The 23,361-nt window shown below is 71.1% G+C and carries 24 protein-coding genes; 17 read left to right on the top strand and 7 right to left on the bottom strand.

Annotation, left to right across the window (positions count from 1 at the left end; translation table 11 throughout):
* Window positions 1–24: 24 nt before the first annotated feature.
* Both ACGF5O_RS16250 and ACGF5O_RS16245 read right to left on the bottom strand, forming a co-directional pair.
* Window positions 25–756 (bottom strand): carbohydrate ABC transporter permease, encoded by a 732-nt coding sequence (locus ACGF5O_RS16250; RefSeq protein ID WP_393810525.1) that lies wholly within the window; start codon window positions 754–756, stop codon window positions 25–27.
* On the bottom strand, window positions 753–2,096 hold the full coding sequence (locus ACGF5O_RS16245) for an extracellular solute-binding protein (protein WP_393810524.1): 1,344 nt from the start codon (window positions 2,094–2,096) through the stop codon (window positions 753–755). The genes ACGF5O_RS16250 and ACGF5O_RS16245 overlap by 4 nt, the downstream gene beginning before the upstream one ends.
* Before the next feature lie 331 nt (window positions 2,097–2,427).
* Between ACGF5O_RS16245 and ACGF5O_RS16240 the strand changes: the two genes are divergently transcribed.
* From ACGF5O_RS16240 to ACGF5O_RS16215, 6 genes are all read left to right on the top strand, one after another.
* Complete coding sequence (locus ACGF5O_RS16240) at window positions 2,428–3,756, top strand: ABC transporter substrate-binding protein (protein ID WP_393810523.1); 1,329 nt, start codon at window positions 2,428–2,430, stop codon at window positions 3,754–3,756.
* Window positions 3,757–3,768: 12 nt separating this feature from the next.
* On the top strand, window positions 3,769–4,653 hold the full coding sequence (locus tag ACGF5O_RS16235) for a carbohydrate ABC transporter permease (RefSeq protein WP_393810522.1): 885 nt from the start codon (window positions 3,769–3,771) through the stop codon (window positions 4,651–4,653).
* Window positions 4,653–5,558 (top strand): carbohydrate ABC transporter permease, encoded by a 906-nt coding sequence (locus tag ACGF5O_RS16230; protein WP_393810521.1) that lies wholly within the window; start codon window positions 4,653–4,655, stop codon window positions 5,556–5,558. The genes ACGF5O_RS16235 and ACGF5O_RS16230 overlap by 1 nt, the downstream gene beginning before the upstream one ends.
* Entirely contained in the window at window positions 5,555–7,171 is a 1,617-nt protein-coding gene (locus tag ACGF5O_RS16225) for a family 43 glycosylhydrolase (protein WP_393810520.1), read from the top strand. Before ACGF5O_RS16230 ends, ACGF5O_RS16225 begins: the two co-directional genes overlap by 4 nt.
* Window positions 7,172–7,381: 210 nt before the next feature.
* On the top strand, window positions 7,382–8,446 hold the full coding sequence (locus ACGF5O_RS16220) for a LacI family DNA-binding transcriptional regulator (RefSeq protein ID WP_393810519.1): 1,065 nt from the start codon (window positions 7,382–7,384) through the stop codon (window positions 8,444–8,446).
* A 30-nt stretch (window positions 8,447–8,476) separates the two neighbouring features.
* Complete coding sequence (locus tag ACGF5O_RS16215; protein WP_393810518.1) at window positions 8,477–8,683, top strand: hypothetical protein; 207 nt, start codon at window positions 8,477–8,479, stop codon at window positions 8,681–8,683.
* Between the two features lie 101 nt (window positions 8,684–8,784).
* Here the strand turns inward: ACGF5O_RS16215 and ACGF5O_RS16210 are convergent, their stop codons facing one another.
* The 3 genes from ACGF5O_RS16210 to ACGF5O_RS16200 all read right to left on the bottom strand — a co-directional run bounded on the left by ACGF5O_RS16210 (window position 8,785) and on the right by ACGF5O_RS16200 (window position 10,751).
* Window positions 8,785–9,042 carry a hypothetical protein gene (locus ACGF5O_RS16210; protein ID WP_393810517.1) on the bottom strand — a complete coding sequence of 86 codons (258 nt, stop codon included), beginning with the start codon at window positions 9,040–9,042 and terminating at the stop codon, window positions 8,785–8,787.
* Window positions 9,039–9,905, bottom strand: coding sequence for an oxaloacetate decarboxylase (locus ACGF5O_RS16205; RefSeq protein ID WP_393810516.1), 867 nt, complete (start codon window positions 9,903–9,905; stop codon window positions 9,039–9,041). Before ACGF5O_RS16205 ends, ACGF5O_RS16210 begins: the two co-directional genes overlap by 4 nt.
* A 291-nt stretch (window positions 9,906–10,196) precedes the next feature.
* Window positions 10,197–10,751 (bottom strand): membrane lipoprotein, encoded by a 555-nt coding sequence (locus ACGF5O_RS16200; protein ID WP_393810515.1) that lies wholly within the window; start codon window positions 10,749–10,751, stop codon window positions 10,197–10,199.
* Window positions 10,752–10,868: 117 nt separating this feature from the next.
* On the opposite strand from ACGF5O_RS16200, the gene ACGF5O_RS16195 reads away from it, so the two are divergent.
* A complete protein-coding gene (locus ACGF5O_RS16195; RefSeq protein WP_393810514.1) occupies window positions 10,869–11,300 on the top strand; it encodes a VOC family protein in 432 nt (143 codons plus the stop codon).
* Between the two features lie 35 nt (window positions 11,301–11,335).
* Here the strand turns inward: ACGF5O_RS16195 and ACGF5O_RS16190 are convergent, their stop codons facing one another.
* Window positions 11,336–12,010 (bottom strand): helix-turn-helix domain-containing protein, encoded by a 675-nt coding sequence (locus ACGF5O_RS16190; RefSeq protein WP_393810513.1) that lies wholly within the window; start codon window positions 12,008–12,010, stop codon window positions 11,336–11,338.
* Between the two features lie 114 nt (window positions 12,011–12,124).
* Window positions 12,125–13,270: a YihY/virulence factor BrkB family protein gene (locus ACGF5O_RS16185; RefSeq protein WP_393810512.1), complete on the bottom strand. Its 1,146-nt coding sequence runs from the start codon at window positions 13,268–13,270 to the stop codon at window positions 12,125–12,127.
* A gap of 127 nt (window positions 13,271–13,397) precedes the next feature.
* Here ACGF5O_RS16185 and ACGF5O_RS16180 point away from each other — a divergent pair, with 127 nt between their 5' ends.
* From ACGF5O_RS16180 to cysD, 10 genes are all read left to right on the top strand, one after another.
* Window positions 13,398–15,041, top strand: coding sequence for an acyl-CoA dehydrogenase family protein (locus tag ACGF5O_RS16180; RefSeq protein WP_393810511.1), 1,644 nt, complete (start codon window positions 13,398–13,400; stop codon window positions 15,039–15,041).
* Window positions 15,042–15,432: 391 nt separating this feature from the next.
* A complete protein-coding gene (locus tag ACGF5O_RS16175) occupies window positions 15,433–16,704 on the top strand; it encodes a GAF domain-containing protein (RefSeq protein ID WP_393810510.1) in 1,272 nt (423 codons plus the stop codon).
* 262 nt (window positions 16,705–16,966) lie between these two features.
* Entirely contained in the window at window positions 16,967–18,301 is a 1,335-nt protein-coding gene (locus ACGF5O_RS16170; RefSeq protein WP_393810509.1) for a hypothetical protein, read from the top strand.
* A gap of 70 nt (window positions 18,302–18,371) precedes the next feature.
* Window positions 18,372–18,950 (top strand): GNAT family N-acetyltransferase, encoded by a 579-nt coding sequence (locus ACGF5O_RS16165; RefSeq protein ID WP_393810508.1) that lies wholly within the window; start codon window positions 18,372–18,374, stop codon window positions 18,948–18,950.
* Between the two features lie 104 nt (window positions 18,951–19,054).
* Window positions 19,055–19,138, top strand: a complete 84-nt coding sequence (locus tag ACGF5O_RS16160) for a putative leader peptide (protein ID WP_309500612.1) — start codon at window positions 19,055–19,057, stop codon at window positions 19,136–19,138.
* A 126-nt stretch (window positions 19,139–19,264) separates the two neighbouring features.
* The gene (locus ACGF5O_RS16155) at window positions 19,265–20,959 is read left to right on the top strand and encodes a nitrite/sulfite reductase (protein ID WP_393810507.1); all 1,695 of its coding nucleotides are present in this window, start codon (window positions 19,265–19,267) and stop codon (window positions 20,957–20,959) included.
* A complete protein-coding gene (locus tag ACGF5O_RS16150; RefSeq protein ID WP_393810506.1) occupies window positions 20,956–21,135 on the top strand; it encodes a hypothetical protein in 180 nt (59 codons plus the stop codon). The genes ACGF5O_RS16155 and ACGF5O_RS16150 overlap by 4 nt, the downstream gene beginning before the upstream one ends.
* Window positions 21,132–21,842 carry a phosphoadenylyl-sulfate reductase gene (locus tag ACGF5O_RS16145; protein ID WP_393810505.1) on the top strand — a complete coding sequence of 237 codons (711 nt, stop codon included), beginning with the start codon at window positions 21,132–21,134 and terminating at the stop codon, window positions 21,840–21,842. The genes ACGF5O_RS16150 and ACGF5O_RS16145 overlap by 4 nt, the downstream gene beginning before the upstream one ends.
* A gap of 47 nt (window positions 21,843–21,889) precedes the next feature.
* Window positions 21,890–22,426: an adenylyl-sulfate kinase gene (gene cysC / locus ACGF5O_RS16140; RefSeq protein ID WP_393810504.1), complete on the top strand. Its 537-nt coding sequence runs from the start codon at window positions 21,890–21,892 to the stop codon at window positions 22,424–22,426.
* Window positions 22,423–23,361 (top strand): sulfate adenylyltransferase subunit CysD, encoded by a 939-nt coding sequence (cysD, locus tag ACGF5O_RS16135; RefSeq protein ID WP_393810503.1) that lies wholly within the window; start codon window positions 22,423–22,425, stop codon window positions 23,359–23,361. The genes cysC and cysD overlap by 4 nt, the downstream gene beginning before the upstream one ends.

Below are 23,361 nucleotides of genomic sequence, written 5' to 3'. Positions count from 1 at the left end.
CGGTGAACGGGTCGGCGGGCTGGGCTACTTGAGACCGGACGTCGACATGCCGGCGACGAATCCGCGCTGGGCGACGAGGAAGACCAGCAGGATCGGCACGACGTACATGACGGAGGCGGCGGCCTGGAGATGGGTGACCGGCTGTCCGGCCTCGGTGACGTAGGTGGTCATGACGGCGACGGCGAGCGTGGTGCGGTCGGTGGAGAGCAGCAGTTGGGGGGCGATGTAGTCGCCCCAGGTCCAGGTGAAGGCGATCACGAAGCTCGCGGCGACGACCGGCCAGGACTGGGGCAGGAAGATCCGCCAGAAGATCCCGGCGTAGCCGCAGCCGTCGACGATGGCGGCCTCCTCCAGCTCGCGGGGCAGTCCGGCGAAGAACTGCCGGAACAGGAAGACGAGATAGGGGGTGGCGGCCAGCCCCCACAGCACCCAGGGCCAGTAGGTGTCGACCATGCCGAGCTTCGCGAAGATCAGACAGGTCGGGAGCAGGGTGACCGTCTGGGGCAGCATCATCGAGCCGAGCAGGATGCCGAACAACGCCTTCCTGCCGGGTGCGGACAACCGGGCGAAGCCGAAGCCGACCCAGGCGGAGCCGAGCGTGACGAGGGTCGCGTAGAGCGTGGCGATGATCAGGGAGTTGCGGGCGTAGCCGAGGAAGTCGATGGTCATGGAGGAGCGGGGGCGCACCGCCGACCGTGCCCGGTCCGCCGCCGGGTCGGCTCCGCCCCGCACGGCGGGTATCTGCTCGACGCTCATCCCACCTGCTCCTTCCCGCGCTTGAGCTGCTCGTTCATCGTCGAGTTCAGGTGCCGGGCGAGGGTGTCCACGGACATCTCGCCGCTCATCGCGGCCGGGGCGGCCCGGTTGAAGAGGGCGTCCAGGGAATCCGTCCGGGCGTACGGCGTGAAGGAGATCACCGAGAAGTGCTTCAGCTCGGCCTCCTGCACCTTCAGCGCGTCCCGCCGGCAGCTCTCCTGATGCGGCATCAGCGGCCGGAGCGACTTGAGCGTGGGGATCCCCCAGCCGCCGGACGCACGTGCCCTCGCCGGGGCCTCGCCGAAGAACCACTCGAAGACCCGCCAGGCCGCGTCCTTGTTCCGGGCCTTCCTCGGCATCCACATCCCGGTGGCGCCCTGGCAGGAGCTGATGCGCGGGCCGCACGCGAAGACCGGGGCCGGGGCGAGCCGGGAGACGGCGGCGAGCTTCTCGTCGGTGTTGATCAGACCGCCCAGCCAGTAGCCCGAGTTGGACATCGCCATCCGGCGGGCCTGGTAGGTGGGTCCGTCCCAGCCGTTCGGGTCGGGCTGGATCAGGCTCGGGCCGACCTTGGCCCGGCACAGTTCGATGTACCAGCTCAGCGCCTTGCGGGCCTCGGGTGCGGTGAAGTCGACCCGGGAGAAGCCGTCGTCGAAGAGGCTGCCGCCGGCCGACGCGGTCAGCCCGGCCAGCAGGGTGGAGGCGCCGAGGCCGTTGTAGCTGCCGCCGAACACGGTCGTCTGCCCCTTGCTGGTCCGGGTCAGCCGCTTCGCCTTCTCCAGCCACTCCTCGAAGGTGACCGGCTCGGTCTCCGACGGACGGTCGACGCCCGCGCCGTCGAACAGGGTGGTGTCGTACCAGTACATGGAGTCCTGGGAGAAGTCCTTGGCCATGCCGTAGCGCGGCCCCTTGCCCTGGGTGCGGCCGTCGTAGCGCCACAGGTCGTTGACCGGGTCGAGGTCGTCGGCCCTGAGGATGCCGCTGCGGGCGAAGTAGGAGTCGAGTTCCTCGGCCACGCCTCGCGCCGCGAGATACGGCGCGTCGACGGCGCCGACACCGCGCACCAGGTCGGGCGGGCTGCCGCTGGTCATCATCGCGATCAGCTTGGTGATGTCGTACCGCACCGTGTTGATGCGGATCCCGAGCTCGTCGTAGGCCTGCTTGACGAGGTCCGTGCCCACGTCCTCGGGCTTGGTCATCAGGGTGACGGTCTCGCCCGGGCCGCCGGCACTTCCCGACACCGCGAGGGCACAGCCACCGAGGGCGGCCGTGGCGGCGGCGGTGCCGCCGAGCGCGAGGAAGCCGCGCCGGCTGACCGGGGCACGGGCGTGCGTCCGCATGAACTACCCACTCTCTGAAGGGAGGTGACCGGAAGTCGGCTCGGTTGGCAACCGGTTGCTATGAGCAGTGAGGGGAGCTTCAACCCGCGGGAGTGCATCGTCAAGAGGAGTGGCGAACTTTCGAAAACCCTTCAGCGGCAACCGGTTGTTCTTGCGTACCGGTTGCTGCTCACGGGCCGTTCGACGGACCGCACATCGAAAGATTCCGACTCATACCCCTTGCTGGGAGCGGCGGCACCGTCCTACTGTCCCGTGGAAACCGGTTTCTAAGGCACAGCCGAGCCGCCGCCCTCCTCCCCGAGAGCGCCCACCTCCGAAGGAACACGGTCTGATGAACTCCACCAGGTTGGTCCGCGCCGCGATCGCGGGCCTCGCGCTGACAGGTCTGCTCTCCGCCTGCGGCGGATCGGGCTCCGGATCCGGCGGCTCCGACGCGGCCTCCGGCCCGGTCACGCTGCCCTTCTGGGGCTGGGCGAACGGCCAGGAGGCCGTGGTGAAGGCGTTCAACGCCGCCCACAAGGACGTGCAGCTGAAGTACACGAAGGTCACCGACCAGCTGACCATGCAGAAGCAGCTCACCAACGCGGTGAAGGCGGGCAACGCGCCCTGCCTGGTGCAGAACACCGCCGAGTACGTGACGAGTTGGGTCGCCCAGGGCGCCCTCGCCGACATCACGAAGTACGTCGGCACGGCCAAGGACAGGTTCAACTCCGGCTCCTGGTCAGCCGCGCAGGTGCAGGGGAAGCTGTACGGCGTCCCCACCAGCTCCTCGCCGAACTTCACCATCTACCGCACGGACGTCTTCCAGAAGTACGGCCTCAAGGCCCCCACCACCTGGGACGAGTTCATCGCGGCAGGCAAGGTCCTGAAGAAGCACGGCGTCAAGATCACCAACTACGCCGGTGAGGACCCCAGCACCCTCGAAGTGCTCGCCATGCAGGCCGGCGCCCACTGGTACGCCATCGACGGCGACTCCTGGAAGGTGGACTTCCAGGACGCGGGCACCCTCAAGGCCGCGGGCGTGATCCAGCAGATCATCGACAACGACCTCGACTCCACGCTGTCGTTCGCCGACTACGCGGCCGTGCAGCGCAACTACGACAACGGCTCCACCGCGACCCGGCAGATCTCCACCTGGCAGATGGCGGGCATGGTGCAGAACTTCACCAAGTCCTTCGGCAAGTGGGCCCTCGCCCCCTGGCCCACCTATACCGGCGAGGCCGCGAAGACCCCGGCCGGCACCAACCTCACCGGCAGCGTCACCCTGGTCACCAAGCAGTGCGCGCACCAGCAGCAGGCCGCCGAGGCCGCGTTGTGGATGTCCACCGACTCCGGCGCGGTGAAGACGATGGCCAGCCCGACCACCGGCAACGGCGTGATGCCGGCGCTCGCCGACAGCAGCGCCTACGTCGACGAGGCGATCTCGCAGAAGCTGCTCGGGGCGAACTACGCCCCGGCGAAGAAGGTCGTCACCGACAGCCTGGGCACGGTCACCACGGACTGGACCTTCGGCCCCGACTGGACGGCCACGTTCACCGAGTTGCAGAGCGGCTGGGCGAAGGTGGTCAGCAAGCAGCAGAAGGTCACCGACCTCCTCGCCCACATGCAGCAGTGGACGGTCGCCGACCTCAGGTCCCGCGGCATCAGCGTCAAGGGCTGAGGCGGCGCACGGATGGTCCGCTCCCAGCGCTGGAAGGGCGCCGCCTTCACGGTGCCCTTCCAGCTAGGTTTCGTCTTCCTCTACCTGGTCCCGATCGGGTACGCCGTCTACGAGTCGCTGTACCGCTCGCACTCCTCCGGCCTCGGCCTCGGCGGCACCACCGACGAGTTCTCGGGTCTGGCCAACTACCAACAGGGCCTGACGGATCCGGCGTTCCTCCACTCGGTCCTGCGGGTGCTGCTGTTCGCCTGCGTACAGATCCCCGTGATGCTGCTGGTCAGCCTGCTGCTCGCGCTCTTCCTCGACACCCTGGCGGCCCGGGCGGCGGGCCGCTTCCGCGTCCTGCTCCTGGTCCCGTACATGATCCCGGGCGTGGTCGCCGCCATCGTCTGGATCAACGTCTACAGCCCGGACGTCGGCCCCCTCACCGCGCTGGGCAAGGCGTTCGGCCTGGACTGGAACTTCTTCGCCCCGTCGATGGTGTGGCCGTCCATCGGCAACCTGCTGACCTGGCACGGCATCGGCTACAACATGGTGATCATCTACTCGGCGCTGCAGGGCGTCCCGCGCGAACTCTTCGAGGCGGCCCGGCTGGACGGTGCCTCCGAGTCCCGCATCGCCCTGAGCATCAAAGTCCCCTACGTGCGGGGCGCGCTGGTCCTCACCGGCATGCTGTCGATCATCCAGATGCTCCAGATCTTCAACGAGCCCGCCCTGTTCCGCAACGTCACACCGCAGACGGTGAGCGACAGCTTCACCCCGATCATGGTGATCTACAACCAGGCGTTCAACGCGGGCAACTACCACTACGCGGCGGCCCTTTCCGTCCTGCTGGCCCTGATCCTCGGCGTCGCCTCCTTCCTCTTCTACCGGCTGACCGCGAAGGAGGCCGACTGATGGCCCTCACCGAGGAGCGCACGAGGACGAACCCCGTCCGCCGCATCGCCAGGCCCGACCCCGCCGCCCGTTCCCGGGGCGGCCAGCGCTTCCTCCTCGTCGGCCTGGCCCTGGCGAGCGCCTACAGCCTCTTCCCGGTCTGGTGGCTGATCGTCGCCGCGACGAAGGACCGCACCGCTCTCTACCAGAGCAACGGCCTCTGGTTCTCCGGCTGGCACCTCTGGACCAACCTGCACCAGCTCTTCACCTACGAGAACGGCATCTTCCTGCGCTGGACCGCCAACTCCTTCCTCTACGCCGGAGTCGGCTCCCTCGGCGGCACGCTCATCGCCCTCGCCACCGGTTACGGCCTCGCCCGTTTCCAGTTCCCGGGCCGCGGCCTGGTGTTCGCCTGCGTGGTCGGCTCCTTCCTGGTCCCGATCGCCCTGCTCACCCTCCCCCTCTACCTCCTCTTCTCGAAGATCGGTCTGGTGGACACCCCCTGGGCGATGCTGATCCCCTGCCTCGTCAACCCGTTCAGCGTCTACCTGGCGAAGGTCTACACCGAGGCCACGGTCCCGTACGAACTCCTCGAAGCGGCCCGCATAGACGGCGCCGGGGAGGTCCGCATCTTCTTCTCGATCGTCCTGCGCATGATGACGACCGGCGGCGCCACGGTCTTCCTGCTGGCCTTCGTCAACACCTGGAACGCCTTCTTCCTCCCGCTCACGGTGCTCCGCGGCGAACAGAACTGGACCCTGAACCTGGGCCTCTACAACTGGTCGGGCAAACGCCTCGAATCCGGGGTCGACCTGACCAGCCTGGTCCTCACCGGCGCGCTTCTCTCCATCGTCCCGATGGCGGTCATGATGATCGCGATGCGCCGCTACTGGCGTACGGGCGTCACCCTGGGAGCCCTCAAGTGACCCTGCTGCACAATCCGGTGCTCCGCGGCTTCGCCCCCGACCCCTCCCTGGTCCGCGCCGGCGACTGGTACTACCTCGCCACCAGCTCCTTCGAGTGGTTCCCGACGATCCCGATCCACCGCTCCCGCGACCTGGCCCACTGGGAGTACGCCGGCCACGTCGAGGGCGCGGTCCCCGGCGGCTCCCTGGCCGGCGTCCCCGACTCGGGCGGCGTCTGGGCCCCTTCACTGAGCTGGGACGGGGAGCGCTTCTGGGTGACGTACTCCGTCGTCCGCTCGGTGGGCACCCCGTACTTCGACCTGGACACCTACGTCAGTACGGCCCCGGAGGTGTCCGGCCCCTGGGCTCCCCCGCGCCGGGTCCCCAGCCACGGCTTCGACCCCGCCCTCCACCACGACAACGGCCGGCTCTGGCTCCTCAACCTCCAGAACGACCACCGCCCGGGCGGCCGGCGCTTCGCGGGCATCGTCGCCACGGAACTGGACCGGGACACACTGGCCCCCGCCGGCCGGACCCACCTCCTCCTCCAGCACGACCGCTTGATCGAGGGCCCGAAGCTGCTGAAGCGGAACGGCTGGTACGTCCTGGTGCTCGCGGAGGGCGGGACGGGCTTCGAGCACGGCGTGCGGGTGGCCCGCAGCCGCGACCTCACCGGCCCCTACGAACTCGACGAACACCCCCTCCTGACGGCACGTCACGATCCTGCCTGGCCGTTGCAGAAGGCGGGGCACGCGGAGCTGGTCCAATCCCCGCAGGGCGACTGGTACTTGAGCCACCTGACGGCACGCCCGCTCAAGACCTCGGACGGCCCACGCTGCCCACTCGGCCGCGAAACGGCGATCCAGGAGGTGACCTGGGACGCCGAGGGCCGGCCACGACTCCGGCACGGGGACACCCGACCGGCGGTGACGGTCAAGGTACCCACCGGGCAGCGCCCTGCTCTCGGGGGCGCGGGGAACTGCGCGACAAGTCCCCACTCGCCCGCGGCCGACAACGCAACCCCTTATTACACCCTCCGCTCCCCCGCAGACCCCTCCTGGATCGACCCCACCACCCGCCCCGGCTGGCTACGCCTCCGTGGCCACCACGGCCCCGACTCCCTCTGGTCCCACCACCTCCTCGCCCGCCGCATCACCGAACACCGCACCGAAGCCCAAGTCACCCTCCAGGCAAGCCCGTCGACCTTCACCCAGGCCGCGGGACTCCTCCTCTGGTACAACACCTCGGCCTACTACGCCCTGGACCTCACCTGGACGGAGCCGGAAGGCGCAACCCAACACGGCCAGCAATGGCAGGACGGCGGCCGAACCGTCCTCGCCCTGACCACCCGGGACGAGACGGAAACCCACACGCCAGCCGTCGTAGACGTCGACAAGGACACCCCACTCACCCTCGGCGTCACAGTCGACGGCGCCGACGCCCGCTTCTGGTACGCGACCGACGGCCCCCGCCACCCCATCGGCCCGCCCCTCGACTTCACCCGCCTCTCCGACGACCACGGCACCGGCCTCCGCTTCACCGGAGCCATGGCCGCGATCCACGCCGTCGACCTTGTCGACGCCTCCTTCACCGCCGACTTCACCGACTTCCGGATCACCTGCACACCCGCATAACCCCGCAAAACCCCGATCCGCCCTGTTCGAAGTTTCGAAAGTCATGCCCGGGAAGATCCCGTGAATTCCCAGGCCTTCACGCCGTGTTGACGCCCACCTATCGTAGGAAGCGCTTACTGCACGGCTTGCACGCAGACCGCGGAAGCAGCGTTGGTCGCAACTTTCGTTACTTTCGTTGGCCCAAGGGCGGGCCGGAGAGGCGGGTTCCCCATGGTCCGTGCCGGAGGTACGAGCATGGCGGCGGCCGGTCCGACGCTGGCGGTGGTGGCCCGCGAGGCGGGCGTCTCCGTGCCGACCGCGTCGAAGGTGGTGAACGGCCGCGACGACGTGGCCCCCGAGACCCGCCGCCGGGTCACCGAGGCCCTCGAACGGCTCGGCTACGTCCGCAGACCTCGGTTCGACGCGACGAAGGCCCCCACCCTGATCGACCTGGTCGTGCAGGCGCTGGACAGCTCGTGGTCGGGCGCGGTGCTGCACGGGGTGGAGGCGGCGGCGTACGAGGCGGGTCTGGAGGTCGTCGTGTCGGCGGGGCCGGCCCGGACGCGGGCCGGCCGCCCGGAGCACGGGTGGCTGGACAAGCTGACCGCGCGCGGTTCCTCCGGGGTGCTGTTCAACCTGGCCGAGCTGACCGCCGCGCAGTACGCCTGGCTGGACCACCACCGCATCCCGTACGTACTGATCGACCCGGTCCACGAGCCCCCGGCGGGCGTGGTCTCCGTCGGGGCGGCGAACTGGCAGGGCGGGGTGACCGCGACCGAGCACCTGCTGGCGCTCGGCCATGAGCGGATCGCGGTGATCGCCGGGAACAGGCGCCGGATGTGCAGCGGCGCCCGGGTGTCCGGCTACCGCTCGGCGCTCGCCTCGGCGGGGCTGCGCCTCAGCGGCGACTACGTCCGGCACGCGGGCTTCGACGCGGACACGGCCCGGGTGCGGATGCACGAGCTGCTGGACCTGCCGGAGCCGCCGACCGCCGTGTTCGTCTGCTCGGACCGGATGGCGCTCGGGGTGTACGCGGCGCTGGCCGAACGCGGCCTGCGGGTGCCGGCGGACGTCAGCGTGGTCGGCTTCGACGATCTGCCCGAGGCGCGCTGGGGCACCCCGGCGCTGACCACGGTCCGGCAGCCCCTGTCGGAGATGGCGGCGACCGCGCTGCGGCTGCTGGTGCGGCTGATGCACGGGGACCGTCCGGAGGGCACCCGGACCGAGCTGTCGACCAGGCTGGTGGAGCGGGCGAGTACGGCGGCACCGGCGGCCCGTTCGGCCGTACGACGGTGACCGCGTCCTCGTCAAGATCGTTTCCAGGGCATGAAACTCACCCTGCGCACCGCCGCGGCCTGTGCTCTGGCCGCAGCCGCCGTGACCACGGCCCTGGGCACCGCCCGGGCCACGACCCTGACGGTCGCCCCGGCCCAGCACCACGCCGTGGTGGCAGCCGCCCCGACCGACGAACACGACCCGAAGGAGGACGTGGAGCTGGACGAGAACGGCCTGCCGGACCTGACCGAGGACTGAGGCGCGCCCTCATGAGGGCGCGCCCCTAGGGGCGCGGGGAACTGCGCGACCAGCCACAACGGTCCCGCAGTTCCCCACCGGCCGATCCGGCCGGCCACTCTTCACTCGTCGTCGTTCTGACGCGGCTCGCCCATCAGCGCCTGGATCGCGTCCACGGCGCTGCCGTCGTGGTCGCTGCCGGCGTCACCCCTCCCGGTCTGGACGTTCGCCGTGCGGTCCACCTCCAGGATGGAGTCCGCGTGGGAGTTGTCGAGCACGGTGATCAGGCTGCCGCCCGCACAGGCGGGTGCCGCGGCCCCTCCCAGCAGGGCTGCGGCGACCACCACGGCCGCCCGCAACCGCACTCCGCCACCCGTCACACGCCCACGCCCTCGGGCTCGTCGAGCCGCTCCCGGGCGATGTTGCGCTCCAGCAGGGTGGTGGACGCCTTGACGCCCACGCCGCTGGCCGCGTCGACCGACGGCAGCCGGCCGTCCGCGGACCTCAGCTCGCTCAGCGCCGAGTCCATCGCCTCGTGCGCGGCGAACAGGCAGGGCGTGGAGTAGATCGCGACGTCGACGCCGAGGTCGTCCAGCTCGGTCAGCGAGAGGCGGGGCGACTTGCCGCCGGCGATCTGGTTGAAGAGCAGCGGCTTGTCGCCGACGACCTTGCGGATCCGGCGGATCCACTCCTCGCTGCGCACCCCGTCGACGAGGATCACGTCGGCGTCGGTGGCGGCGAGCCGCTCCGCGCGGTGCAGGATGTCGTGCTCGTCGGTGGCGTCCGTGCGGGCCACCACGACCAGGTCGTTGCGGGTCTCCAGGACCTTCTCCAGCTTGTCCAGGTACTCCTCCAGGGGCAGCACCTGCTTGCCGTCGGCGTGCCCGCAGCGGCGCGGCCGCTTCTGGTCCTCCAGGATCACCCCGGAGGCGCCGATCCGCTCCAGTCCCTCCACGACGTGGCAGGCGACCTCGGGGTCGACGTACCCGTCGTCGATGTCGACGAGGAGATGGTGGTGCGGGAACGCGCCCCGCAGCCGCTGGACGAAGGCCACCATGTCGGGCCAGGCGATGAACCCGATGTCCGGCAGGCCGTAGTACGAGGCGGCGAAGCCGAAGCCCGATACGAACATCCCGTCGTAGTGTTTGGCCGCGATCGACGCCGAGTACATGTCGTACACGCCGATCAGCGGGGTGGTCCCCGGCCCGGCGATCTGCTCGCGCAGCTTCTTCCCGTAAGTCAAGGTCCGGCTCCTCCTGTGGGTGGGTGGCGCGGCGGCACGAGCGGCCTCCGCGTCTCTACAGCCCTTTGCCAAGACAAGAGCATCTCTAGATACGCACGTGACTATCTCCGTGCGCGACCTTTACTCACCCCAATGGCGGATCCGGTTCACCGGAGAAACGTCACTGGACCGGCCGTGCGGCCCAGGCGACACCCCCGTCAGGAGGGGCCCCGGAGCCGGAATTCCGGCTCCGGGGCGTGACGGAGGGCCGGACAGAACACCCGTCCGGCCCCTCCCCCTCCAGGGGCCGGCTCAGTAACCCGGCGTCGGCACGCTGTTGTCCGGCGGGCCGCCGTCGCCGTTGGTCGGCAGGTCGCCGCGCTGCACGGGCCGGTCGTCGGTGAAGGCCGGATCGGGGGCGGGCAGCAGGGTGTCGAGCTCGCCGGCGGTGGGACGGCGGACGGCGCGCAGCGCCTTGCCCAGGACCGAGCCGGAGACGCCGCCTTCGCCCTCCAGCCACACCACGCAGCCCTTCTCCGACACCTCGTACTCGTGCTGTCCGGCGTAGCGCAGGTGGTCGGTGTAGAGGTGGATGACGGCGCCGGTGTCGTCCGCGTACGAGGCGGAGAAGCCGTCGTCGCCCTGCACGCCGACGGACTGCTGGGAGAGGGTGAAGCCGGGCGCGTCGGTGACGTAGACCATCTCCGGGGCGATCCCCAACGCCTTGGCCTTGGAGGCCAGTTCGGCCGGGTCGGCGGGGGCGGTGGAGGCTCCGGAGGCCGCGGGGCCCGCCTTCTCGGTGCCGCACCCGGTGAGCAGGGCGGCGGCGAGGAGCAGCGGCGGCAGGACGCGCACGGCACGGATCATGCGCCCATCGTGCCGCACAGGCGTTCCACAGGGGACCGGTTTTTCGGCGCGCCGCCTGCGTGCCGCCTGTCCGATTCCTTCAAGACCACCGGCCGGTCCCCCGCCTACCGTGACGGCATGACTCCACGATTCGCCGTCCTCGGTCTCGTCACCTCCGACCTGGCCGCGTCCCTCGCCTTCTACCGCCGCCTCGGCCTGGAATTCCCGCCCGGCGCCGAGGAACAGCCGCACGTGGAGGCCGAGTTGCCCGGCGGGCTCACCCTGGCCCTGGACACCGAGGAGACGGTCCGCTCCTTCCACCCGGCCTGGCAACCACCCACCGGCCCAGGCCGCGTGGCGCTCGCCTTCCGCTGCGGGTCGCCCGCCGAGGTGGACGGGATGTACGACGAACTGGTCGGCGCCGGGTACCACGGCGAGCTCAAGCCCTGGGACGCGTTCTGGGGCCAGCGGTACGCCACGGTGCACGACCCCGACGGCAACGGCGTCGACCTGTTCGCCCCGCTGCCGCCCGCCGACGCGGCCGACGACCCGTCACATCAAGGCTCCTGAGGCCGTACGCCGGGTGCCGATGCCGCACGGTCCCGCTACCCGCCGAGCAGCCCGCTCAACGGCAGCCCCGCCAACTCTCTTATGTCCCGCGAGAGATGCGGCTGATCCGCGTACCCCGCCCGGACCGCCGTCTCCGCGAGCGGAACGCCGGCCCGGGCGAGCGCGAGCGCCCGCTGCATCCGCAGCACCCGGGCCAGCGTCTTGGGCCCGTAGCCGAAGGCGGCCCGGCTTCGGCGGTGCAACTGGCGTGCGCCGAGACCCAGTTCGTCGGCGACGGCCGCCACGGGCCGCCCGGCGTCCAGGGCTGCCACGAGCCGCCGCAGGGAGGGGTCGCAAGGCCGGGTCCGTTCCAGGGCGATCTCCTCCAGCGCGACGGCCGGATCACCCGCGGCCGCGACCCGGTCCCGCAGCCGCCGTACGTCCCCGGCCGGCCACAGGTCACCCAGTTCGACCCGCTGATCGAGCAGTGCGTACGCGGGCACCCCGAGGAGGGCGGGCGCGGTACCGGGGTAGAAGCGGAGGCCGACCCAGACACCTCGGGCGCCCCCGGTGACGTACGCGCGCGTGTCGGGCCCGGCGACCAGCAGCCGCCCCTCGTTCCAGAGCAGATCCATGCACCCGTCGGGCAGCACCCGCCCGGCGCCGCCCGCGCCGGGCGTGTTCACCCAGACGACGGCACCGGGAAGCCGAGACGCCCGTTCCTTGTACACGGACGCCAGCGTAGACGCGCCCCCTTCAGGGGCGCGGGGAACTGCGCGAGCAACCACGACGAGCCCGCACCCCGCCCACAACGCGAACCCCCACAACGAACCCGGCGTCGGTCCTCAGGCCTCCGGCTTCCGCGACGGCGGGTGGCTGCTCTTCACGTGCGTCCGCAGCCGCGCCGTGACGTCCTCCGGCGGCAGGAACCGGGACCAGCGCTCCGGGAACTCCGACGGCATGTCCGGGTCGTCGGGGTCGTCCGGGCCCTCCTCCCGGGCCGCCGCCGCGCGGGCCACGTACTCGGCGACCTGGGCCTCCCGCAGCCGCTCGTTGGCGGCGCGTGCCGCGGCCGTCGCGGCGGCCGGCCAGACCCGGTCGATCGCGGCGTTGACGGCGGCACCGACCAGCACGGCGAAGGCGGACACGCCGATCCACAGCAGCACGGCGACGGACGCGGCGAGGGAGCCGTAGATCGTCGCGCCCTCGATGGTGTTGGTCAGGTAGATGCGCAGCAGGAAGCTGCCGAGGACCCACATGCCCAGGGCGACCAGGGCGCCGGGGACGTCCTCCACCCACGGCGAGCGCACCGGCACGGAGACGTGGTAGAGCGTGGTCAGGAAGACGATGGACAGGACGATGACGACCGGCCAGTACAGGACCTGGACGAGCGTCGCCGACCAGGGCACGATCCCGACCACCGCGTCCGGCCCGGCCACCATCAGCGGGAGCGCGACCGAGCCGATCAGCAGCGCGGCGATGAAGAGCAGGAAGGAGACGATCCGGGTCTTCACGATGCCCCGGACGCCGTCGAGGCCGTACATCACCGTGATCGTGTCGATGAAGACGTTCACCGCGCGGGAACCCGACCACAGGGCGAACAGGAAGCCGATGGAGATGACGTCGGGGCGGCCGCCGCGTACCACGTCGTGCAGGATCGGCTCGGCGATCTCCTTCACGCCCTTGTCGGACAGGACCGTGCGGGAGGCGTCCAGGAGGTTGGCCTCCAGGCTGGCGATGGTGTGCGCACCGGTCCAGGCGTCGACGTAGCCGAGCAGTCCGATGAGGCTGAGCAGCAGCGGCGGGACGGACAGCAGGGTGAAGAAGGCGGCCTCGGCGGCGAGGCCGAGGATGCGGTACTCGATGCAGGAATTGGTGGTGTCCTTGATCAGCAGCCAGGCGGTCCTGCGCTTGGAGACGTTCCGGTAGAGGGCTCTGGCCCGGTGGAGCCGGCCGGAGGGCCGCTCGGGAGTATCGCTTGCTGGCTGCACGCCCTAACGGTATCCGCCGTCCGGGGCCGTCCTCACCTCCCGGGTCCCCGACCGGGGCGGACGCGGTGGACGGGGCCGCTGTGTCAGGCTGGAGACCACCGCCACCGCCCCGGGTAGGTTCGCAGACATGGCAGGCAACACCACGCATACCGTGAGCAACCAGCCGCCCCCGCTGACCGGATACGACCTCTTCGCCGCCGACCGGGCGCTCGTCGAGGCCGTCGAGCGGCACACCGAGCCCGAACTGCTCGGCGAGGTGCGCACCGAGCTGTCCGGGATCGGCACCTCGGCCGGCTCGGCGCAGGTGCAGGAGTGGGGGACCCAGGCGAACGAGCACCCGCCGCGGCTGCGCACCCACGACCGCTACGGCCACCGGATCGACGAGGTCGACTTCCATCCCGCCTGGCACCGGCTGCTCGGCAAGGGCGTCGGCGCGGGCCTGACCACCGGCTGGGTACGGCCGTCCGGGCACGTGCGGCGCGCCGCCGCCTTCCTGGTCTGGACCCAGGTGGAGGCCGGCAACTGCTGTCCGCTGTCGATGACCAACGCGGCGGTGCCCGCGCTGCGCACCGACCCGGAGCTTGCCGCGGTGTGGGAGCCGCTGCTGACGTCCACCGTCTACGACCGTGAGCTGCGGCCCGCCGGGCGGAAGGCCGGCGCCCTGTTCGGCATGGGCATGACGGAGAAGCAGGGCGGCAGCGACGTCCGGGCCAACACGACCACCGCCGCCCCGCTCGCCGAGGCCGGGACGTACACCCTGACCGGACACAAGTGGTTCTGCTCCGCACCCATGTCGGACGGCTTCCTGGTGCTGGCCCAGGCGCCGGACGGCCTCACCTGCTTCCTCGTGCCGCGTGTCCTGGCGGACGGCACCCGCAACGTCTTCCTCCTCCAGCGGCTCAAGGACAAGCTCGGCAACCGGTCGAACGCGTCGGGCGAGGTCGAGTTCGACGGGACCTGGGCGCGGCGGGTGGGCGCGGAGGGGCGCGGGGTGCGGACCATCATCGACATGGTCGCCGCGACCCGGCTTGACTGCGTACTGGGCTCGGCGGGGCTGATGCGGCAGGCGGTGGCACAGGCCGTGCACCACGCCACGCACCGCGAGGCCTTCGGCGCGCACCTCGCCGACCAGCCGCTGATGCGCAACGTCCTGGCCGACCTCGCGATCGAGTCGGAGGCCGCGACCACCCTCGCGCTGCGGCTGGCCGCCGCCTACGACGACGGGGGCGAGCCGGAACGGGCCCTGCTGCGGCTCGCGTTGCCGGCCGCCAAGTACTGGGTGACCAAGCGCTGCGCGCCGCTCGTCGTGGAGGCCGCCGAGTGCCTGGGCGGCAACGGTTACGTGGAGGAGTCCGGCCTGCCCCGGCTGGTTCGCGAGTCCCCGCTCAACTCCGTCTGGGAGGGCGCCGGCAACATCCAGGCCCTGGACGTGCTCCGCGCCCTGCAACGCGAACCGGGCGCCCTGGACGCCTACCTCCAGGAGATCGGCCGCGCCCACGGCGCCGACCACCGCCTCGACCGCGCGGTCAAGGACCTCTTCGCCGAACTGGCCGACCTGGAGGGCATGGAGGGCAGAGCCCGACGGCTGGTGGAACGGCTTGCGACGGTCCTCCAGGGCTCGCTGCTCGTCCGCTTCGCCCCACCGGAGATCGCCGACGCCTTCTGCGCGTCCCGCCTGGGCAACGACTGGGGCTCGACCTTCGGCACACTGCCGAGCGGCCTGGACCTGGCTGCCGTGGTGGATCGAGCAAGGGTGCTCATCCCCACCTGAAGGGGCGCGGGGAACTGCGCGACCGGCCCCCACAACCGTCAGCCGCCAACGCACCGGACAGCGCACCCCCTGCCGCGCACGGCCAAGGCGCCGCAGGCTGCGGCGGGGGTGGTGCTGCGCCGACACGGCACCACCCCCGCCTCTTCGGCCCATGTCAGGCCACTGACGCCACGGCGTCGGCTCAAGTTTCGGCCACTCCCGGCCCGTTCACCAGGGTTGCAAGGGGTTGCAACATCTCGGTGTCTGTGTGCGGACTGTGTGCCTACGGCACCGGAAAACGGCAGTATGAGACGCGCAGTCGGACCGGAATCCGCCGCCCGGACGGCTTGACAGCGACTCATCGATGCCTTGTCGAGGCGTATTCGGGAGGACCTCCGTGGGGAACCCGCCGATGGACGCGGCGCGACTCGCCGCGATGGACGCGGCGCAGGCGGCGCGGGTACTGAACGAGGTGCGCGAGGCCAGACTCGCCGGACAGCGTGGGCGCGTCCCGCCCCGGCCGGTGATCGAACAGTCCTGGGGGCGGATGCTGCGCCGCGGCGTCGACCCCGACCACGGCTTCCGTCCCGGGCTGCTGTCCGCCGACGAAGTGCGGCGCAGACGCGAGGAGTCACCGCTCAAGGACGTGCTGCCGGTGCTGCGCGAGGGTCTGCTTTCGGTCGCGGACGTCGCCCAGCACATCATGGTGGTGGCGGACGCCGACGGCCGTGTGCTGTGGCGGGAGGGATCCTCGCCGGTGCTGCGCAAGGCGGACGGTATCGGCTTCGAACTCGGCGCCGACTGGCGCGAAGACGTCGCCGGGACCAACGGGGTCGGCACCCCGGCGGTGGTGCGCAGGCCCGTACAGGTGTTCGCCGCCGAGCACTTCGTCCGCCTGCACGTCTCCTGGACGTGTTCCGGCGCGCCGATCACGGACCCCCGGGACGGCAGCCTGCTCGGGGTGGTGGACGTCAGCGGGCCGCTGGAGACGATGCATCCGGCGACCCTGGCCTGGGTGAACTCGGTGGCGAAGCTCGCCGAGGCGCGGCTGCGGGAGCTGCACGTGGACGCGCTGGAGCGGCTGCGGGCGGTCGCGGCGCCGGTGCTGGCCCGGCTGGGCGGACGGGCGCTGGTGGTGGACGCCGACGGCTGGACCGCGGCGGTCACCGGCATGCCGTACCCGCGGCGGCTCATGCTGCCCAAGTCGCTGTCGCCGGGCCGCCGGTGGCTGCCCGCGCTCGGGCTGTGCGCGGTGGAGCCGCTGGCCGGGGGCTGGTTGCTGCGGGCGGTGGACGAGCCGGCACCGGTGGGCGGCGGCCGGCTCGTGCTCGACCTGGCCCGGCCGCGCCGGCCCTCCGTGACGGTCGGCGGCGGCGCGGGCTCGTGGTCGCAGGAACTCAGTCCCCGGCATGCCGAGTTGCTGTACCTGCTGGCGGTACGGCGAGGCGGGCGCAGTGCGGCCGGGCTGGCCGAGGACGTCTTCGGCGACGCCTCGCGGACCGTGACCGTGCGCGCGGAGATGTCCAGGATCCGGCGGTACCTCGGGGCGCTGCTCGAACACCGGCCCTACCGCTTCCGGGACGACGCGGAGATCGAGGTGCTGCTCCCCGACGACCCACGCGACCTGCTGCCGTCCTCGACCGCCCCGGCGGTGACGGCGTCCCGGACACCCGGCCGCATCTAGCGCAGCCGCATGCAGCACAGCCGTCTTCAACAGAGCCGTATCCAACGCAGCCGCATGCAGCACAGCCGCGTTCGGCGCAGCAGTATTTAACACAGCCGTATTTAACGCATTCGGGGCAGCCGGGGAGGTATCTTCCGCGTATTTGCGGGGTCTTCGAGGTACGGCGGCCCCGGCTGTCGTAGCATCCCGGTACGGGCTCCCCACCTGCTCCTCGGTCAACGCTTTGACCATCAGGCGCAGTTGGCCCGCCTCGGGAGGACACATGAAGCATCGCGGCAGACACCGGCGGCGCAGACGGGGCACGGCCCTGCGCGCTGCCCTGGCAGGCACCGCGCTGGCGCTCACCGCGGCGGCCACGATCGTCAGTGCCTCGCAGGCCACGGTCGCCGAGGACCCGGGCGCGTTGAAGCCGCTGACCGCCTCCGCCGACACCGCGCGCCTTCAGCTCCGGGAGCACCTCGTACCGCGCCGCTCGCTGGACCGGCTCGCCTCGGCGATGGGCGGCACGGTCGGGGTGGCCGACGTGCTGGCCTCCTCCGACCACACCCTGCGCGAGGCGGCCGACTGCGACTCCGACGACCGGGACTCGCTGCCGGTCACCCCGGCCGCCACCGAGGCGTACTGCTGGGACCCCACCGACACCCTCACCGACGACTGGCAGCCGGCCTCGGTGACCACCTCCTCGGAGGCGGACGACGACGGCCTGTGGGGCGCCAACCGCGTCGTCCTGGCCGGCTGGACGCACAGCACCTCCAGCGGCCCCGCCGCCTCCCGGGGCCTGGCCAGGGTCGCGGTGATCAACGCGAACGACCCGGCGCACCCGTCGTACTCCTGGGTCCTGCTGGCCGTGCCCAGCGCCGACGGCAGCACCTACCGCGGGCTGACCTCGCAGATCTCCGGCATGGCCTGGTACGGGGACAAGCTCATGGTCACCACCGTCCAGGGCAGCGCCGACGCGCTCTACGTCTACGACCTGAACCGCATCCAGCGCACCTCGGTGCTGACCGACGCGGTCGGCCGGGTGTCCGGCGGCTGGTCGGCCGACGGCTTCCGGTACGTGATGCCGGCCGTCGGCTCGTACCGCTACACCGCCGGAGCCTGCTCCCGGACCGGAGCACCCTGCCCGAGCGCGCTCTCCGTGGACCGCGGGACGGCCCCGGACAGCCTGGTCCTCGGCGAGTGGACGCCCACCGACAGCGACCAGCACGCCCGGCTGTGGCGGTACGCGTTCGACGAGAACCCGAAGCGCGCCGGACTGCTCGCCACCGACACCTTCGGCCGGGCGGACGCGGTCGAGGCGTACCGGACCGAGGCCTCGGAGATCCGGGGCGTCCTGTCGTACCGGCCGCCGGGCGCGACGGACTCCGAGTGGTACGTCGGGCACCTGCCCGGCGCCATGGACGGGCACGGCAGTCTGTGGCGGCAGGACACCAAGGGCGCGCAGGCGGCCCGCTGCGGCTCGGACACCTCGCACCGCTGCTGGGGCGAGGGCACCGGCTCGCTCTCCTACGCGCCCGACACCGGCGAGGTGTGGTCGGTCACCGACCGCATGCTGTTCTCGGTCCCGCTGCGCTCGATCGACGCGTCGCTCGGATGACGGCAGTCGACGGCCTTCGCCCGGGCGGTGGCTGTCGACACGTCCGGGGCCGGGATGATTGCCTGGCCCCATGAGCACCGTCGTCGTGACCACCTGGTCCCTGGAGCAGACCTCCTTTGCCGACCTCCTGCCCGCCGCCGCCCCGGACGGCGGCACGGTCGGGATCGTCCGCGCCGAGGTCCCCTCCCCCGAGTTCAGCCGCTTCCTGTACGCCTCGGTCGGCGGTGACATCCGCTGGACCGACCGGCTGGGCTGGAGCCACGCCCGCTGGGAGCAGCACCTGGCGCGGCCGGGCGTGGAGAGCTGGGTCGCATACGACCGGGGCACCCCGGCCGGCTACGTGGAGCTCGAACCGCAGGACGACGGTGTGGTGGAGATCGTCTACTTCGGCCTGATCCCGGCCTTCCGGGGCCGCCGCATCGGCGGTCACCTGCTCTCGTACGGCGCCGCACGCGCCTGGGACCTGGCGGAGCGCTGGGACGGGCTGCCCCCGACGAAGCGGGTATGGCTGCACACGTGCAGTCTGGACGGCGAGCACGCGATGGCGAACTACCAGCGGCGGGGGTTCCGGCTCTTCGACACGAAGGTCGAGGAGGAACCGGACGTCTCGGCGCCCGGACCGTGGCCCGGGGCGTACACCACCGCGTGAAACCCGGCGTGACCCACAACACTCTGTCTCACTATTCAGAATAGATCAGTCCGAATCCCGGACAATGGTGGACTGCCCGGAGATCCGCGTGACACGCTTCCGTCATGTCTGGAACTGGAATTGCCTTGGTGAGTCGGCGGCACGTCGACCTCGGCCGCATGTCCAGCGCCATCTGTCCGGCGGGCTGAGAGCACAGCACCGCCGCGCCTCCCTGTCCAGACCTCCCCTTGCGCAGTGCCGCGCAGACATGCCCCCGTGCGCCCGCAGGCGCAGGTCAGAGCCGCTTCCCCGCCGTCTGAAGGACGTATATCGCCATGGCCGCCACCCCGCAGAACCCTGCCTCCGCGCCCCGCCGCAAGGTGAGCCGTCACCGTGGCGAGGGTCAGTGGGCCATGGGCCACTTCACCCCGCTCAACGGGAACGAGCAGTTCAAGAAGGACGACGACGGTCTCAATGTGCGGACACGCATTGAGACGATCTACTCCAAGCGCGGCTTCGACTCGATCGACCCCAACGACCTGCGCGGACGGATGCGCTGGTGGGGCCTGTACACGCAGCGCAAGCCCGGCATCGACGGCGGCAAGACCGCCATCCTGGAGCCGGAGGAGCTGGACGACAAGTACTTCATGCTGCGGGTGCGGATCGACGGCGGTCGCCTCACCACGCAGCAGCTGCGGGTGATCGGTGAGATCTCGCAGGAGTTCGCCCGGGGCAGCGCGGACGTCACCGACCGGCAGAACATCCAGCTGCACTGGATCCGCATCGAGGACGTGCCGGAGATCTGGCAGCGCCTGGAGGCCGTCGGCCTGTCCACCACCGAGGCGTGCGGCGACACCCCGCGGGTCGTCATCGGCTCGCCGGTGGCCGGCATCGCCGAGGACGAGATCATCGACGGCAGCTGGGCGATCGACGAGATCAACAAGCGGTACATCGGCAGCAAGGAGTTCTCCAACCTGCCGCGCAAGTTCAAGTCCGCGATCTCCGGCTCGCCGCTCCTCGACGTGGTGCACGAGATCAACGACATCGCGTTCGTCGGCGTGGAGCACCCCGAGCACGGCCCCGGCTTCGACCTGTGGGTCGGCGGCGGCCTGTCCACCAACCCGAAGATCGGCGTCCGGCTCGGCGCCTGGGTGCCGCTGGCGGAGGTCCCGGACGTCTGGGCCGGCGTGATCGGCATCTTCCGGGACTACGGCTACCGGCGGCTGCGCACCCGCGCCCGGCTGAAGTTCCTGGTCGCCGACTGGGGCGCGGAGAAGTTCCGCCAGATCCTGGAGGACGAGTACCTCGAGCGGAAGCTCGTCGACGGCCCGGCGCCCGCCGAGCCCGTGTCGCGCTGGCGGGACCACGTCGGTGTGCACCGGCAGCAGGACGGCAACTTCTACGTCGGGTTCGCCCCTCGGGTCGGCCGGGTGGACGGCGCCACCCTGGCGAAGATCGCGGACCTCGCCGAGGCGCACGGCTCGGGCCGGGTGCGGACCACCGTCGAACAGAAGATGATCGTCCTCGATGTCACCGAGGACCAGGTCGAGTCGCTGGTCGAGGCCCTTGAGGCGCTGGACCTGACCGCCCGGCCGTCCACGTTCCGGCGCGGCACCATGGCCTGCACCGGCATCGAGTACTGCAAGCTCGCGATCGTCGAGACCAAGCAGCGCGGCTCCAACCTGATCGACGAGCTGGAGCGGCGGCTGCCCGAGTTCGACGAGCCGCTCACCATCAACATCAACGGCTGCCCGAACGCCTGCGCCCGCATCCAGGTCGCGGACATCGGTCTCAAGGGCCAGCTGGTCCTGAACGACGCGGGCGAGCAGGTCGAGGGCTTCCAGGTGCACCTGGGCGGCGCACTCGGCCTGGAGGCCGGGTTCGGCCGCAAGGTCCGCGGTCTCAAGGTGACCTCCGAGGAGCTGCCGGACTACGTCGAGCGGGTGCTCAGGCGCTTCCAGGCGGAGCGCGCGGACGGCGAGCGGTTCGCCGCCTGGGCGTCCCGCGCCGACGAGGAGGCCCTGTCATGAGCGAGCGGGCCGCCCCCTTCTACTGCCCCTACTGCGGTGACGAGGACCTGCGTCCGAACGAGCAGGGCCACGGTGCCTGGGAATGCGCGGCCTGCAACCGCGCATTCCAGCTGAAGTTCCTCGGGCTGCTCGCCCAGGGGCTGAAGCATTCCGAAGCCGGAGGGGAACGGATATGACCACCGCTCAGGAAGAGCGAACGAGCGAGGAGTTGAAGGCGCTGGCCGAGCAGGCCGGCCGCGATCTCGAAGACGCCTCCGCCCTGGAGATCCTCCAGTGGGCGGTGGACACCTTCGGCAAGGGCTTCTGCGTGACCTCCTCGATGGAGGACGCGGTCGTGGCCCACCTGGCGTCCCGCGTCCAGAAGGGCGTTGACGTCGTCTTCCTCGACACCGGTTACCACTTCCCGGAGACCATCGGCACCCGCGACGCGGTCGAGGCCGTGATGGACGTCAACGTCATCACCCTCACCCCGCGTCAGACGGTCGCCGAGCAGGACGCGGAGTACGGCCCGAAGCTGCACGACCGCAACCCCGACCTGTGCTGCAAACTCCGCAAGGTCCAGCCGCTGGAGCGGGGCCTGACCAAGTACGCGGCCTGGGCGACCGGGCTGCGCCGCGACGAGTCCCCGACCCGGGCGAACACCCCGGTCGTCGGCTGGGACGAGAAGCGGCAGAAGGTCAAGATCTCCCCGATCGCCCGCTGGACCCAGGACGACGTGGACGACTACGTCGCCGAGCACGGCGTACTGACCAACCCGCTGCTGATGGACGGCTACACCTCCGTCGGCTGCGCCCCCTGCACCCGTCGGGTCCTCGAGGGCGAGGACGCGCGCGCCGGCCGCTGGGCCGGGCGGGCCAAGACCGAGTGCGGACTGCACGAATGACGACCACCGGGCTTTCGACGACCCGACCTACGAACCAGGAGAACACCGTGACGACCGGAGCCACCGTCTGGCTCACGGGTCTGCCGAGCGCCGGCAAGACCACCATCGCGTACGAGCTGGCCGCCCGGCTGCGCGAGGAGGGCCACCTCGTCGAGGTGCTCGACGGCGACGAGATCCGCGAGTTCATCTCCGCGGGCCTCGGCTTCAGCCGCGAGGACCGGCACACCAACGTGCAGCGCATCGGCTTCGTCGCCGAGCTGCTGGCCCGCAACGGCGTCAAGGCGCTCGTCCCGGTGATCGCCCCCTACGCGGACAGCCGCGACGCGGTGCGCAAGCGCCACGAGGAGAACGGCACCGCGTACGTCGAGGTGCACGTGGCGACCCCGGTCGAGGTGTGCTCCGTACGCGACGTGAAGGGTCTGTACGCCAAGCAGGCGGCCGGTGAGCTGACCGGGCTGACCGGCGTCGACGACCCGTACGAGGAGCCCGAGACGCCCGATCTGCGGATCGAGTCGCAGGACCAGACCGTCGCGGAGTCCGCGGCGTCCGTGCACGCCCTGCTGAGCGGGAAGGGACTGGCATGACGACGACCGTGGCGGCGCACGGGGAGGGCACGGGCACCCCGTACGCCCTGTCCCACCTGGACGCGCTGGAGTCCGAGGCGGTCCACATCTTCCGCGAGGTGGCGGGCGAGTTCGAACGGCCGGTGATCCTGTTCTCCGGCGGCAAGGACTCCATCGTCATGCTCCACCTGGCGCTGAAGGCGTTCGCCCCCGCCGCGATCCCCTTCTCCCTGCTGCATGTGGACACCGGGCACAACTTCTCCGAGGTCCTGGAGTACCGGGACCGCGCGGTCGAGCGGCACGGGCTGCGGCTGCACGTGGCCTCCGTGCAGGACTACATCGACCGCGGTGTGCTGCGCGAGCGCCCGGACGGCGTCCGCAACCCGCTCCAGACCCTCCCGCTGACGGAGAAGATCCAGAGCGAGAAGTTCGACGCCGTCTTCGGCGGCGGCCGCCGGGACGAGGAGAAGGCCCGCGCCAAGGAACGCGTCTTCTCCCTGCGCGACGAGTTCTCCCAGTGGGACCCCCGCCGCCAGCGCCCCGAACTCTGGAACCTGTACAACGGCCGGCACGCCCCCGGCGAACACGTCCGCGTCTTCCCCCTGTCCAACTGGACCGAACTCGACGTCTGGCAGTACATCGCCCGCGAGGGCATCGAGCTGCCGCAGATCTACTTCGCGCACGAGCGTGAGGTCTTCCGGCGCAACGGCATGTGGCTGACCGGCGGCGAGTGGGGCGGCCCGAAGGACGGCGAGACCGTCGAGAAGCGGCAGGTGCGCTACCGGACCGTCGGTGACATGTCCTGCACGGGCGCGGTCGACTCCGACGCCGACGACATCGAGAAGGTGATCGCCGAGATCGCCGCCTCCCGGCTCACCGAGCGCGGCGCCACGCGTGCCGACGACAAGCTCTCCGAGGCCGCGATGGAAGACCGCAAGCGCGAGGGGTACTTCTAA

It is taken from the genome of Streptomyces sp. NPDC048291, assembly GCF_043201715.1.
Taxonomy (GTDB): Bacteria; Actinomycetota; Actinomycetes; order Streptomycetales; family Streptomycetaceae; genus Streptomyces.
The sequence above is the reverse complement of the archived record's forward strand: the minus strand, read 5'-3'. Positions and strand labels throughout refer to the sequence as shown.